This window comes from Variovorax endophyticus, assembly GCF_025376855.1.
In the GTDB taxonomy this organism is placed as follows: Bacteria; Pseudomonadota; Gammaproteobacteria; order Burkholderiales; family Burkholderiaceae_C; genus Variovorax.
The window spans coordinates 38824-51894 of sequence record NZ_JAHUTH010000019.1; the positions used below are offsets into that span (position 1 = coordinate 38824).

Genomic DNA, 13071 nt, shown 5'->3' on the forward strand with positions numbered 1-13071 from the left:
CACCATGCACGGGGAGACAGCGATTCTCGAGGCTTGCCGAACCAGCAAGATGCGAAGTCCGGGCTAGTGAACTGCGCCGTGAACTCGACCGGGCGAGCGAAGCAGGAATTCCTTGAGGTTGGCGGAGTTCGTCTTCTCGAAGAGACGGGACTTGTAAGTCAGCACGGTGGTGGGCGAGAGGTTCAGCGCGCGGGCGACCTCCTTGGCCGTGTGGCCGCGCCAAAGAAGTTCGGCGACCTGCCGTTCACGCACGGAGAGTGACGCCATGTCGATGGTCACCGCGGAAATCGACGGCGGCGGTTGCGTGGCGAACTCGTCATGGCGCTGTGCCAGGGCGATCAACGAAGGGCCACAGTAGCGCAGCAGCGCCGTGGTTCTGCTCGACACCGCGCGCGAGAAGTACAGGTTGATGTAGCAAGTCCGCTCGCCCCAGGTACCGAACAACGAGATCTTGCTTGCGAAGCCAGGCTTCTCGAACAACTGCTGACGGTACTCGCGATCTCGAATGCTCTCGGGCGAGACCGATACCAGTTGCACGTCCGAGACAGGATCGCGTATGGACTCGCACACGCGCTGGTAGTTGGGATCGCGCTGATAGAGCCGATTCACATAGACGTCCGTGGTCCATTCGATCATCGACTGATCGAGCAGGCTCGCGCAACGCGCATAGCCGATGCGGCCCGTGCGGTCGTAGCGCAGGTGGGACATGTGATCCACACCCACCACCTCGTGGAGCCCGCGCAGCAAGGTCGCGTGAAACATCGGCCGCCCCAGGTCGAGGATCGCCTGGGGTGCCCAGACATCCCGCATCGGGGCCAAGGTGGCCAGTTCGTTCGTCTCCATCTTTCTGATTCTCCTGCCGCGGCGACGGGCCTCGTCCCTTGTCGATGTCCTCACTCGACAGGACAGACCGAAAAGGGGCCGGCTCCTAAATTCGTGCCGGTCACCTTGAGCGGCACGAACCGCAGTCCTTGAATGTTAGAACTTCCCGTCTATTCCTACAAACGCCCCGGCGAGCTCGACCGCCCCCAAGACACGCCGCACCCTGTCATCGTGGTGGGTGGCGGACTCAGCGGCCTCAGTGCGGCGCTCGACCTGGCGCGACGCGGCATCCGCGTCGTGGTCCTGGACGATGACAACACCGTGGGCGTGCGTGGGTTGGCCTCGCGCGGCATGGTCTGGGCCCAGCGCACGCTGGACATCTTCGAGCGCCTGGGCATCGCGCACGAAGTCGTCGCCAAGGGCGTGCGCTGGAACCTCGGTCGGGTCCTGTGCCGCGATGCCGCCGTCACCTCGTTCAGCCTGCAGGCGCAACCCGACATGCGTCACAACGGATTCGCGAATCTGCAGCAGTACTACGTCGAGAAGTTTCTCGTCGAAGCCCTGCAACGCGAGCCGCTGGCCGAGTTGCGCTGGTTGAACGAGGTCGTCGCCGTCCGTCCGACCGAGGACCACGTCGCGCTCGACGTGACGACGCCCGAGGGGGCCTACACCACCCGTGCGCAATGGATTCTGGCCTGCGATGGCGCCAACAGCCGGGTGCGCACAGCCCTGGGAATCGCGCCCCGGCTTCACGACCGCACCGAAGACCGCTGGATCATCATCGATGTCATCCTGCGCACGGGTGAATGGCCCGAGGAGCGCTGGACCTGGCTGGATGCGAGCGCCAACGATGGACGCGCGGTCTGGCGACACAAGATGGCGGACGATACCTGGCGCCTCGACTTCCAGTTGGCACCGGATGAAGACACCGCGATCGCGACAACGGAGTCAGCGATGCGCGAGCGGGTCGCCAGGCTCGTGGGACCGGACGTTGCGTTCGACATCGCCTGGTCAGGCGCCTGGGGCTATCGCCACGAGTGCCTGGACGATCTGCGCACGGGACGGGTCCTCTTCGTGGGCGACGCCGCCCACCTGGTGGCGCCTTTTGGCGCACGTGGCGGCAATGGCGGCATTCAGGATGCCGACAACCTCGGCTGGAAACTGGCGCTGCATCTGCAAGGGCTCGCTGGCGAGGCCGTGCTGGACAGCTACGGCCACGAGCGCAAGCACGCGGCGCAGGAGAACATTCGCCAGGCACGCCGGTCTTCGCGCTTCGTCTACCCGGGGGCGCACAGCTCGGCCGCGCTGTGGCGCGACGCCATCATCGCGCTGGCGCCGGACCACGATTGGGCGGCCCGCATGATCAACACCGGACGCCTTTGCACGCCCGCCATCTACCCCGCGTCAGCGCTCGCAGCCGGCAGGCATGCGCAGACCGGCGCGGCGCTTCCGAATGTGGTGCTCTCCAGCGAAGACGTTGGCGCGTCGCGGCCGCGCACAACGCTGCACCAGGTTCTCGGCCCTTGGTTCACCGCACTGGTGCTCTCGGACGAGCTGCCCTCGCATCGCGCAGCGCATCCGCTGTTGCACTGGGTCGCCGTCGGACGGTACTGCGACGGGGCAGGCCGCGCGGCGCTGGCCCGTCAGTTGGGCCCGCACGCCGCAACCGGTGCGGTGTGGCTCATTCGACCCGATCAGCACGTCATGGCCGTGCTGGCGATCGACGAGACCGATGCCATGGAGAGACTTCCCGCTCTGCTGCAGACAGCGCTGGATGCAACCCCTATCGCCTGTGAGGAGGCTTGAGACGTGCCCGCAACGCAACAACAACTGGACGATGTACTGGAACACCTGGTCGCATTGACCGACCTGCCCGACGTCACTGCGCAACGCGATCGCCTTGCATGCCTGGTGCTGCTGCTGGCGGAGTCTCTCGATGACCCGCAGGCCGTGCATGCAGCCATCGAAGAAGTCCTGCGTCATGACACACAAGGCTTCGCGCTCGCCATCCCCTGATCCATTTCGAGGACCCGCCATGACACCCGCCATCCAGGCCCGCGGCCTGCATCACTTCGCCTGGCGTTGCCGAGACGCTGAAGAAACCCGGCATTTCTATGAAGACATCCTCGGCCTGCCGCTGGTGCATGTCGTCAAGGAGGAAATCGTGCCGTCCACGGGAGAGCATTGCCCCTTCGTGCACTTGTTCTTCGAATTCGCCGACCACTCCCACATCGCCTTTTTCGACCTGGGCGACAACGCCGTCACCCGGCAGGACCCGCACACACCGGGCTGGGTCAATCACTTCGCGATGGAGCTGGCCAGCGAGGCGGAGGTGGCGCAGATGCGCGAGAGGCTGCTCGCGCACGGCGTGGAGGTGGTGGGCGTCACCGACCACCATTTCATCCGCTCCATCTACTTCTTCGACCCCAACGGTCTGCGCCTGGAGCTGACCGTGCGCCTGGATGCGGCACCCATCGCCGATTACGTCGAGCAAAAGCGCCGCATCGCGCACGAAGAACTCGCCGCGTGGACCCGCGACAAGGCCCGAGGCCTGCGCCCGGGACAAAGCGGCACCAGCAGCCAGGCCCGGCACGACAAACCCACTTCCCATTGACGACGAATTCCACCCCAGCACCATGAACAACAAAGCCTTCGCCTCGCACGCCGACCTCGCCAAGAAAACGATCTCCTTCGAACGCCTGTCCGACAACGCCTATGCCTACACCGCCGAGGGAGATCCGAACTCGGGTGTGATCATTGGCGACGACAGCGTCATGGTGATCGACGCCACCGCCACGCCCGCCATGGCGCAAGGCCTGATCCAGGCCATCCGCGGCATCACCGACAAGCCCATCCGCCATGTGGTGCTCACCCACTACCACGCGGTGCGCGTGCTGGGCGCTTCGGCCTACGCGGCGCACGGTGCGGTCAACGTCTTCGCCAGCCGCGGCACCCTCGAACTGATCGCCGAACGTGGCCAGGCCGACATGGATTCGGAGATCGGGCGCTTCCCGCGTCTTTTCCAGTCGGCCGAAGACATTCCTGGGCTGACCTGGCCGACGATCGTCTTCGAGCGCGAGCTGACGCTGCACCTGGGCAGTCTCGAAGTGAAGCTGATGCACCTGGGCGCCGGGCATACGAAGGGCGATGCGGTGGCGTGGATCCCCTCGCAAGGCATCTGCTTTTCAGGCGATCTGGTCGAGTACAACGCCGGCGTCTACACGGGCGATGCGCATCTCGCGCAGTGGCCTGCCACCCTGGACGCGCTGGAAGCGCTGCAACCCCGCCAGCTGGTGCCGGGCCGCGGCCCCGCATTGAAGACGCCCGAGGACAGCCGCGCCGGCATCGCGTACACGCGCCGCTGGGTGCAAACGCTCTACGGCTGCGCCCAGCAGGGCGTGCGCGAGGGGAAATCGCTGCGTGAGGTCTATGCAGCGACACGCCAGGCGATGGACCCGGAATTCGGCCACGTCTTCATCTACGAGCATTGCATTCCTTTCGACGTGTCGCGCGCCTACGACGAAGCGAGCGGCATCGAGGTGCCGCGCGTATGGACCGCGCAACGCGATCGGGACATGTGGAGCGCCCTCAACGACTGAACGCAGACGCCCATCATGAAACTTGCCACCCTCAAGAACGGCACACGCGACGGACAGTTGGTCATCGTGAGCCGCGATCTGCAACGCATGACCGCGGCGCCCGCATCGGTGAACACCATGCAGCAAGCGCTGGACCGCTGGCCTGAAGTTCGGGCCGACCTCCAGGCGCGTTACGAAGCGCTCAACGCGCGCATCGACGCGGGAGAGGCCTTCGACGCATCCCGCTGCGCCGCCGCGCTGCCACGCGCCTATCAGTGGCTGGACGCCTCCGCCTACCTCAACCATGTCGAAATGACGCGCCGCGCGCGCGGCGGCGAAATGCCGCCGTCCTTCCTCACCGATCCCGTGATGTACCAGGGTGCCTCGGACGACTTCATCGGCCCGCGCGATGACATCGTGGCGGCGAGCGAGGAACTGGGGGTCGACCTCGAAGCGGAGGTGATCGTGGTGACCGGTGACGTTCCGCTGGGCGTCAACGCACAAGACGCCTTGGGACATATCCGGCTGCTGGGCCTGGTCAACGACGTCACGCTGCGCTCGCTGGTGGTGCCCGAACTGGCCAAGGGCTTCGGCTTCGTCCAGTCCAAGCCGGCCTCCGCGCTGTCTCCGGTGCTTGTCACGCCAGACGAGCTGGGCAACCATTGGCGCGGCGGCAAGCTGCACCGGGTGATGGAAGTTTGGCTCAACGACAGGCAGCTCGGGCGTCCGCAGGCCGGCGAGGAGATGCAGTTCCATTTCGGCGAACTGATCGCCCATGCAGCGCGCACGCGACGACTGATCGCCGGAACCGTCCTGGGCAGCGGCACCGTCTCCAACCGCAGCGACGAGGCGGGTGTGTGCTGTCTGGTCGAGGCACGCGTACGCGAACAACTGCGAGAAGGCCGGATGCACACCCCGTTCCTCAAGCATGGGGACCGTATCCGCATTGAGATGCGCGATGACGGGGACGCCAGCATCTTCGGCGCGATCGATCAGGTCGTGCGTATTGAAGGGGCATCGCCGTGAGTTCCGCGTCCACCGTGCGCCTGCACAGCTACTGGCGCAGCTCAGCCGCCTATCGCGTGCGGATCGCGCTGGGGCTCAAAGGCATCGCCTTTGAATCCGTCTGCTGGCACATGGCGAATGGCGAGCACCTGCAGCAGCGCTACCGCGATCTTGCGTCCTTCGGCCTGGTGCCCATGCTGGAGATCGATGGGCTGCGGCTACAGCAGTCGCTCGCCATCATCGAGTACCTGGAGGAGCGCAATCCTGACCCCCCGCTTCTTCCAAGCGAGCGGTCTCAACGCGCGCGGGCACGGGCATTGGCCCAGCTCGTGGCTTGCGAAATCCATCCCCTCAACAACCTGCGCGTCCTCAAGCGACTGCGCGGTTCGCTGCGCGCGGACGATGCGCAAGTTGCCGACTGGTACCGGCATTGGTGTCATGAAGGCTTTCAAGCCCTCGAGTCCGCGCTGGAGCCTTTCGAGGCCGGCCCATTCGCGCTGGGCGCGCGACCCTCGATCGTCGAATGCTGCCTGATACCGCAGATCTACAACGCGAGGCGCTACGAAGTGCCGATGGCGGCCTACCCGCGCATCCTGGCGATCGCCGCAGCCTGCGAGAGCCTCTCGGCCTTCGATGCGGCGCGACCCGAGCGCCAGCCCGATGCGCCGACGTCGTCGCCTTCCTGACTCGAGCCCTCATAACAACAACCGGACGTCGCCCTGAAGGACGTTCACATTCCCTCGGAGACAACCGTGCCCCCTACCGCCTCTCTCCCGATCTCACAGGACCCGCCCGCGACGCGCGAGGACAAGAAAGTCCTGACCGCCACCCTCGTCGGCACCGCCATCGAGTGGTACGACTATTTCATCTACGCCCAGGCGGCGGGCCTGGTGCTCGGGCCGTTGTTCTTCGCACCCTTCGCACAGAACAATCCGGGTCTGTCGCTGTTGCTGGCGTTCGCCACTATCGGTGTGGCCTTCCTGTTCCGGCCGCTGGGCGCCATCATCTGCGGCCACCTGGGCGACCGCTTCGGACGCAAGGCCGTGCTGGCCGCCACGCTGATTCTCATGGGTGCGGCAACCACTCTGATCGGGGTGCTCCCCGGTTACGCGCAGATCGGCGTCTGGGCACCCGTGCTGCTGATCCTGCTGCGCATCCTGCAGGGCTTTTCGGCCGGCGGCGAATGGGGCGGTGCCGCGTTGATGTCGGTGGAACACGCGCCGGCCGACAAGCGTTCGTTCTTCGGCGCCTTCCCCCAGATCGGGGTGCCGATCGGCATGATCGTTGCCACGGGTGTGCTCTGGGCTGTCACCTCGGTCCTTGGCAAGGAGCGGTTTCTCGAATGGGGATGGCGCCTTCCGTTTCTGTTCTCGATCGCGCTCGTGGTGGTCGGCGGACTGATCCGCCGTTCGGTGGAGGAGTCGCCCGTCTTCTTGCGCATGCACGAGCGGCGCCGCGAATCCGCTGCGCCGCTGGGTCAGCTCTTTCGCCATCACCGCAGGCAGGTGCTGCAGACGGCGTTGATCTTCGTGGGCAACAATGCCGCGGGCTACCTGCTCGTCGCCTTCTTTCTGAGCTACGGTCAGCGCGTGCTTCAGTTGCCGTCGCAGCAACTGTTGGCCGCCTGTACGGTGGCAGCTGTGGGATGGTTGGTCTCGACGTTGATCGGCGGGGTGCTCGGTGACCGGATCGGGCGCGTGCGAACCTTCCAGATCGGCTATGTGATGCTCGCCGTGTGGGCGATCCCCATGTGGTTCCTGATCGACACGGCGCAGATTGGCCTGTTCCTGGTGGCCTTGTTGGTCCTGTCCATCCCGCTCGGACTGACCTATGGACCACAGGCTGCGCTCTATGCGGAGATGTTCCCGGCCAAGGTCCGCTATTCGGGTGTGTCCGTGGGCTACGCGCTGGGCTCCATCCTGGGTGGTGCATTCGCGGCCACGATCGCTCAGTGGATCATCTCCACGTGGGGCCAATCCTGGCTGGTCGGCGTCTACATCGCCTTGATGGCTGCCGTGTCCTTCGTCGCGGTGTCGAGCGTGCACGATCGTCCTGGCCTCGACCTCGATGACCAAGGCTGACCACGTCCGGCACGAGATCGCGTCGCCGCTTTGAACGCTTCCTCACCATGACGACCACGATCCAGCAGGCCGACCTGATCGAATCGATCAGCGCCGCGCTGCAGTACATCAGCTACTACCACCCCGCCGACTACATCGCCCACCTGGCCAAGGCCTACGAGCGCGAGCGCAGTCCCGCCGCCAAGGACGCGATGGCGCAGATCCTCACCAACAGCAAGATGAGCGCGACCGGCCAGCGCCCGATCTGCCAGGACACCGGCATCGTCAACGTGTTCCTCAAGGTGGGCATGGACGTGCGCTGGGGCGGCTTCACCGGCAGCCTCGACGACGCCATCAACGAAGGCGTGCGCCGTGGCTACAACCACCCCGACAACACGCTGCGCGCCTCAGTCGTCGCCGACGCACAGTTCGATCGTCGCAACACGCGCGACAACACGCCCGCGGTGATCTCAATGGAGATCGTGCCGGGAAGCACGGTCGAAGTCACCGTGGCCGCCAAGGGCGGCGGCAGCGAGAACAAGAGCAAGTTCGCCATCCTCAATCCCGCGGACAGCGTGGTGGACTGGGTGCTGAAGACCGTGCCGACCATGGGCGCCGGCTGGTGCCCGCCGGGGATGTTGGGCATCGGCATAGGCGGCACCGCCGAGAAAGCGATGCTCATGGCCAAGCAAAGCCTGATGGATCCCTTGGACATGCACCAGCTTCAGGCCAAGGCCGGAACGGCAAGAGCGGGTGCGCTGACGGAGTTGGAGGCATTGCGGATCGAGATCCACGACAAGGTCAATGCATTGGGCATCGGCGCGCAGGGCCTGGGCGGCTTGACCTGCGTCCTGGACGTGAAGATCAGGAGCTACGCCACCCACGCGGCCAGCAAGCCGGTGGCGATGATCCCGAACTGCGCCGCCACGCGCCATGCGCACTTCGTGATGGACGGCAGCGGCCCGGTCTACCTCGAGGCGCCCTCGCTCGACCTGTGGCCCAAGATCGACTGGGCACCCGACGAGAAGAAGAGCAAGCGCGTCGACCTCGACAAGCTCACGCCGGCCGAAGTCGCGAGCTGGAAGCCCGGCGACACGCTGCTGCTCAACGGCAAGATGCTCACCGGCCGCGACGCCGCGCACAAGCGCATCCAGGACATGCTGGCCAAGGGCGAGAAACTGCCGGTGGACTTCACCAACCGCGTCATCTATTACGTGGGCCCGGTCGATCCGGTGAAGGGCGAGGCCGTGGGCCCGGCCGGCCCGACCACCGCCACGCGCATGGACGGCTTCACCGAGATGATGCTGGCCCAGACCGGCCTGATCGCGATGATCGGCAAGGCCGAGCGCGGCCCGGTCGCGATCGAGGCGATCAAGAAGCACAAGAGCGCCTACCTGATGGCCGTGGGCGGCGCCGCCTACCTCGTGAGCAAGGCGATCAAGACCGCCAAGGTGGTGGGCTTCGAGGACCTGGGCATGGAAGCCATCTACGAATTCGACGTGGTCGACATGCCGGTGACGGTGGCGGTCGACGCCGGCGGCACCAGCGCGCACATCACCGGCCCGGCCGAGTGGCAGAAGCGCATCGCCAGCGGCGAATTCAGGACCATCACGCTGGAACCCGCTTGAGCCTCGCCGCGCGTCCGCAGCCGCCCGCTTCCGCTTCGCCCGTCGGCGTGTTCGACAGCGGCGTGGGCGGGCTGAGCGTGCTGGGTGCGCTGCGCGCCGAGCTGCCGCGCGAGCGCTTCGTCTACTTCGCCGACACCGCGCATGCCCCCTACGGCGAGCGCGGCGACGCCTACGTGACCGAGCATTCGCGGCGCGTGGTCGATACCCTGGTGCGCGAGCACGGCATCAAGGCGCTGGTGGTGGCCTGCAACACCGCCACCACGGCCGCGATCCACGTGATGCGTGCCGAGAACCCCGAGCTGCCGATCGTCGGCCTGGAGCCCGCGATCAAGCCCGCGGTGGCGGGCAGCGCCACCGGCCATGTCTCGGTGCTGGCGACGCGCGGCACGCTGGCGAGCGCCAAGTACGCGGCGCTGCGCCATACCTTCCCCCATCCCGAGCGCATCCGCTCGGTGCCCTGCGACGGCCTCGTGGCGGCGATCGAGCGGCTCGACGAGCTCGCCATCGACCAGCTCTGCGCCCACTACATGGCGCTGGCCGGCCCCTTCGGCGGCGACGCCGACGAGACCGACACCGTGGTGCTCGGCTGTACCCACTATCCGCTGCTGCAGGACCGGCTGCGGCGGCATGCGCCCTCGGCCGTCCGCTTCCTCGATTCGGGCGTGCCGGTGGCGCTGCAGACGCGGCGGCTGCTCGCCGCCGCGGGCCTGCTGCAAGAGCACGCGAGGCCCCTGGAGGACGCCTGGGTGGCGCTGCGCAGCAGCGGCGATGCCGCGGTGCTCCAGAGCGCTGCCGCGCGCTGGCTGGGCCTGCGTCCTTCCGACCTGCTGCCCGATCGGCCGCAGGCGAGCACGGCCTGAACGGCCGCCCCATTCCATGCGCCCGCTGCGCCATCTCGCCCTCCTGCTCGCCGGCCTGCTCGCGGCCGGCGCGGGCCATGCGGCCTGCGAGAGCGGCCTGGCCGAGCGCATGCACGCCAAGCTGCATCCGCAGCGCCCGCTCGACGAGCGGCTGGCCGCCTGCAAGCCCTGGCCGGCCTATCCGGGCCGCAGCATCGTCGTGCTGCCGATGCCGCGCGAGACCAGCGACAACGGCGCCAAGGTCTACGACCTCGAGGTGCTGCTGATCCAGCGGCCCGACAACGGCAACACCGAGCGCGACACCGTCATCGGCCGGATCTTCCAGGCCGAGGCGCTCGACGAAGACCGCCGCAACCTGATCCAGGACGTGCGCATCGACACCTCGCGCTACGTGCTCGCGAGCGACACCCGCGCCTTCGGCCTGCGCGTGCGCTACCGCGACATCGGCGCGGCCAGCGCTGCGAGCGAGACGCTGCGCCTGTACGTGCAGCAGGGGGCGAAGCTGCGCCAGGTGCTGCAGGAGATCGAGCTCGACCGCGAGAGCGGCGAATGGGATGCCTCGGCCTGCGCCGGGCATTTCGAGAAGCTGCGCACCATGCTCTCGGTGGGCAAGGCCGCGAGCAACGGCTATGCCGACCTGATGCTGTCGCGCACCGTGGTGCAAAGCCGCGCGCAGCCGTCGGAGGACCAGGGCTGCGTCGAGAAGGCGCTGCCCGCGCGTTTCAGCGCGGTGACGCTGCGCTACGACGGCGAGCGCTACAAGGTGCCGAAGTCGCTGCGGCAGTCTTCGTTCTGACATCGCGTCTTTACCGTCGAGCACCCCGGTGTTTCACGGAAATGTCATTCCAAAGTACCAGCATGCGCGGTTTGTTCAGAACAACCACCGCGCACCATGACAACGCCCACTCCGCTTCGTTCGACCCGCATTCCCTTCAAGCCCATGCTGCTCGCCAGCGCCCTCTCGCTGATGCTGGCCGCCTGCGGTGGCGGCGGTAGCGACGGCGGTTTCGTCGGCTTCCTGCCGCCGCCCACGAACACGGCACCGCCCGCGCCCCCGCCGGCGCCGCAGGACCAGCTCGTCTCGAGCGCGACCTTCACGCCCAATGCCGGCACCAAGGTCGGCTCCTCCGACGCCTCGACCGCCTTCGCGCTGCCCGACGGCTTCATGATCGTGGCCGACGACGAGGCCAACGTGCTGCGCGTGTATCCGCGTGCCGGCGGCGCCGCGGTCAAGGAATGGAGCTACCAGGACAACGGTCCCAAGCTGACCGACGAGCTCGACCTCGAGGCCGGCGTGCGCATCGGCGACACGCTGTATCTCACCGGCTCCAACAGCAACAAGAAGGACGGCTCGGACGCGCCCGCGCGCTCGCACCTGCTCGCGGTCAAGGTCAGCGGCACCGGTGCCGCCACCACCTTCGACTACGTCGGCGAGTTCGCGCAGCTCGAGAGCCAGCTCGTGGCCTGGGACACGGCCAACGGCCACGGCCTGGGCGCCAACCACTTCGGCTTCGCCGTCTCGGCCGCCAAGGGCGTGATCCCCGAGCAGGTCAACGGCTTCTCGATCGAGGGCATGGCCTCCTCGCCGGGCGACACCGCGCTGTGGCTGGGCTTCCGCGCCCCGCAGACCGACACCGCCACGCGCACCAAGGCACTGATCGTTCCGGTGCAGAACTACGCCGCGCTGGTGAACAAGACCGCCACGCAGGCCAGCTTCGGTGCGCCGATCGAGATCGACCTCGGCGGCCGCGGCATCCGCTCGATCGACAAGGGCACCGATGGCCGCTACCTGATCACCGCCGGCCCCGCGGGCCCAGCCAGCGCCGACGTAGACCGCAACTTCGCGCTGTTCGCGTGGAGCGGCAATGCGGCCGACGCGCCGGTCGAGCTCTCGAACGACCTCGACGTGCTGCGCAAGAGTTCGACCAACCTCGACCCCGCGCAGACGGCTTCGGCCGGAAGCTTCGAGTCGGTCGTCGAGGTTCCAGGACCGGTCCAGGCCGGCACCCAGGTCCAGTTGCTGCTCGACAACGGCGACAGCATCTGGAAGAACCAGAGCAAGCCCTCGAAGGACCTCTCGCCAGCCGACCAGAAGTTTGAAGGCTTCGTCGTGCGCCTGGGCCAGCCCTGGGTCGACACCGCGGCGCCGGTGCTCAAGAGCGCATCGCCCAAGGGCAACGACGGCAGCGTGGGCGTGAACTCGAAGATCACGCTGAACTTCAACGAAGGCGTGCGCCTCGGCGCCGGCAACATCGTGCTGCACAAGGCCGACGGCAGCGTGGTCGAGACCTTCTCGGCCACGAGCCCGGCCGCGCGCGTGCAGCGCGCCTTCAACGTGCTGACCTTCACGCCGAGCCAGCCGCTCGCCGCGTCCACCGGCTACTACCTGACGGTCGACGCCAATGCGGTCCTCGATGCCAAGGGCAACGCCTTCGCGGGCGTGTCCGACGCGAGCACCATCGCTTTCACCACCAGCGCGCCGCCTTCGTACGGCCCCGGCGACATCCTGTTCCTGGGCCTGAACGCCGACAGCCCCGATGCCTTCGCCTTCGTGCTGCTCAAGCCGATGGACAGCGGCACGCGCATCATCTTCACCGACCGCGACCGCACCGCCGACAAGGAGTTCGACGGGGTCACCAACGAGAGCGCCTACGTCTGGACCGCCGACCGCGACCTCGCGGTGGGCACCATCGTGACGATCCAGCCGGACGTGAGCAAGGGCACCAACCCGCTCGCCAACATCGGCACCACGCAGGGCGCGGGCGGCGGCCTCAGCGCCACCAACGAGACGGTCTACGCCTTCGTCGGCGGCACCATCGCGGGCCTGGGCGACGGCGCGGCCGGTGCGATCAGCGGCGTGGGCAACTACCTGGCGAGCATCACGGTGGGACCGGCCACGGGCGCCGGCAGCATCCCCGCGACGCTGAGCGCCGCGGGTGCCGCGATCAACTTCCCCGACAGGTTCGACGTGCTCTACAACGGCCCGATGCTGCCGGCCTCGCCGACGCCGGCCGACATCGCGAGCTTCGCGGCCAGCGTGAAGAACACGGCCAACTGGAAGACGCAGGTCAAGGCGGCCTGGCCGATCACCAACGGCAGCCTGTTCGGCGGCTCCTGA

At 67.3% G+C, this 13071-nt stretch carries 12 protein-coding genes; 11 read left to right on the forward strand and 1 reads right to left on the reverse strand.

What is annotated here, in order from left to right:
• Positions 1–63 precede the first annotated feature (63 nt).
• Positions 64–843, reverse strand: a complete 780-nt coding sequence (locus KV106_RS23475; RefSeq protein WP_261212693.1) for a response regulator transcription factor — start codon at positions 841–843, stop codon at positions 64–66.
• 132 nt (positions 844–975) lie between these two features.
• Between KV106_RS23475 and KV106_RS23480 the strand changes: the two genes are divergently transcribed.
• The 11 genes from KV106_RS23480 to KV106_RS23530 all read left to right on the forward strand — a co-directional run bounded on the left by KV106_RS23480 (position 976) and on the right by KV106_RS23530 (position 13071).
• On the forward strand, positions 976–2628 hold the full coding sequence (locus KV106_RS23480) for an FAD-dependent oxidoreductase (protein WP_261212695.1): 1653 nt from the start codon (positions 976–978) through the stop codon (positions 2626–2628).
• A gap of 3 nt (positions 2629–2631) precedes the next feature.
• Complete coding sequence (locus tag KV106_RS23485) at positions 2632–2838, forward strand: DUF2783 domain-containing protein (protein ID WP_082322100.1); 207 nt, start codon at positions 2632–2634, stop codon at positions 2836–2838.
• A gap of 19 nt (positions 2839–2857) precedes the next feature.
• A complete protein-coding gene (locus tag KV106_RS23490; RefSeq protein WP_261212697.1) occupies positions 2858–3436 on the forward strand; it encodes a VOC family protein in 579 nt (192 codons plus the stop codon).
• A 22-nt stretch (positions 3437–3458) separates the two neighbouring features.
• On the forward strand, positions 3459–4421 hold the full coding sequence (locus KV106_RS23495; protein ID WP_261212699.1) for an MBL fold metallo-hydrolase: 963 nt from the start codon (positions 3459–3461) through the stop codon (positions 4419–4421).
• Between the two features lie 15 nt (positions 4422–4436).
• Positions 4437–5426 carry a fumarylacetoacetate hydrolase family protein gene (locus KV106_RS23500; RefSeq protein ID WP_261212702.1) on the forward strand — a complete coding sequence of 330 codons (990 nt, stop codon included), beginning with the start codon at positions 4437–4439 and terminating at the stop codon, positions 5424–5426.
• Positions 5423–6091, forward strand: coding sequence for a maleylacetoacetate isomerase (gene maiA, locus KV106_RS23505; protein WP_261212704.1), 669 nt, complete (start codon positions 5423–5425; stop codon positions 6089–6091). Before KV106_RS23500 ends, maiA begins: the two co-directional genes overlap by 4 nt.
• A gap of 66 nt (positions 6092–6157) precedes the next feature.
• Entirely contained in the window at positions 6158–7486 is a 1329-nt protein-coding gene (locus KV106_RS23510) for an MFS transporter (RefSeq protein ID WP_261212706.1), read from the forward strand.
• A gap of 47 nt (positions 7487–7533) precedes the next feature.
• Complete coding sequence (locus KV106_RS23515; RefSeq protein WP_261212708.1) at positions 7534–9093, forward strand: fumarate hydratase; 1560 nt, start codon at positions 7534–7536, stop codon at positions 9091–9093.
• Positions 9090–9953 (forward strand): glutamate racemase, encoded by an 864-nt coding sequence (murI, locus tag KV106_RS23520; protein WP_261212710.1) that lies wholly within the window; start codon positions 9090–9092, stop codon positions 9951–9953. The genes KV106_RS23515 and murI overlap by 4 nt, the downstream gene beginning before the upstream one ends.
• A 16-nt stretch (positions 9954–9969) precedes the next feature.
• A complete protein-coding gene (locus KV106_RS23525) occupies positions 9970–10749 on the forward strand; it encodes a PA3715 family protein (protein WP_261212712.1) in 780 nt (259 codons plus the stop codon).
• 96 nt (positions 10750–10845) lie between these two features.
• Positions 10846–13071 carry an Ig-like domain-containing domain gene (locus KV106_RS23530; protein WP_261212714.1) on the forward strand — a complete coding sequence of 742 codons (2226 nt, stop codon included), beginning with the start codon at positions 10846–10848 and terminating at the stop codon, positions 13069–13071.

Coding starts and splice junctions, on each gene's coding strand:
- KV106_RS23490 (WP_261212697.1), top strand. CDS start 2,858: ATGACACCCGCCATCCAGGCCCGCGGCCTGCATCACTTCGCCTGGCGT.
- KV106_RS23515 (WP_261212708.1), top strand. CDS start 7,534: ATGACGACCACGATCCAGCAGGCCGACCTGATCGAATCGATCAGCGCC.
- KV106_RS23500 (WP_261212702.1), top strand. CDS start 4,437: ATGAAACTTGCCACCCTCAAGAACGGCACACGCGACGGACAGTTGGTC.
- KV106_RS23525 (WP_261212712.1), top strand. CDS start 9,970: ATGCGCCCGCTGCGCCATCTCGCCCTCCTGCTCGCCGGCCTGCTCGCG.
- KV106_RS23495 (WP_261212699.1), top strand. CDS start 3,459: ATGAACAACAAAGCCTTCGCCTCGCACGCCGACCTCGCCAAGAAAACG.
- KV106_RS23475 (WP_261212693.1), bottom strand. CDS start 843: ATGGAGACGAACGAACTGGCCACCTTGGCCCCGATGCGGGATGTCTGG.
- KV106_RS23480 (WP_261212695.1), top strand. CDS start 976: ATGTTAGAACTTCCCGTCTATTCCTACAAACGCCCCGGCGAGCTCGAC.
- KV106_RS23530 (WP_261212714.1), top strand. CDS start 10,846: ATGACAACGCCCACTCCGCTTCGTTCGACCCGCATTCCCTTCAAGCCC.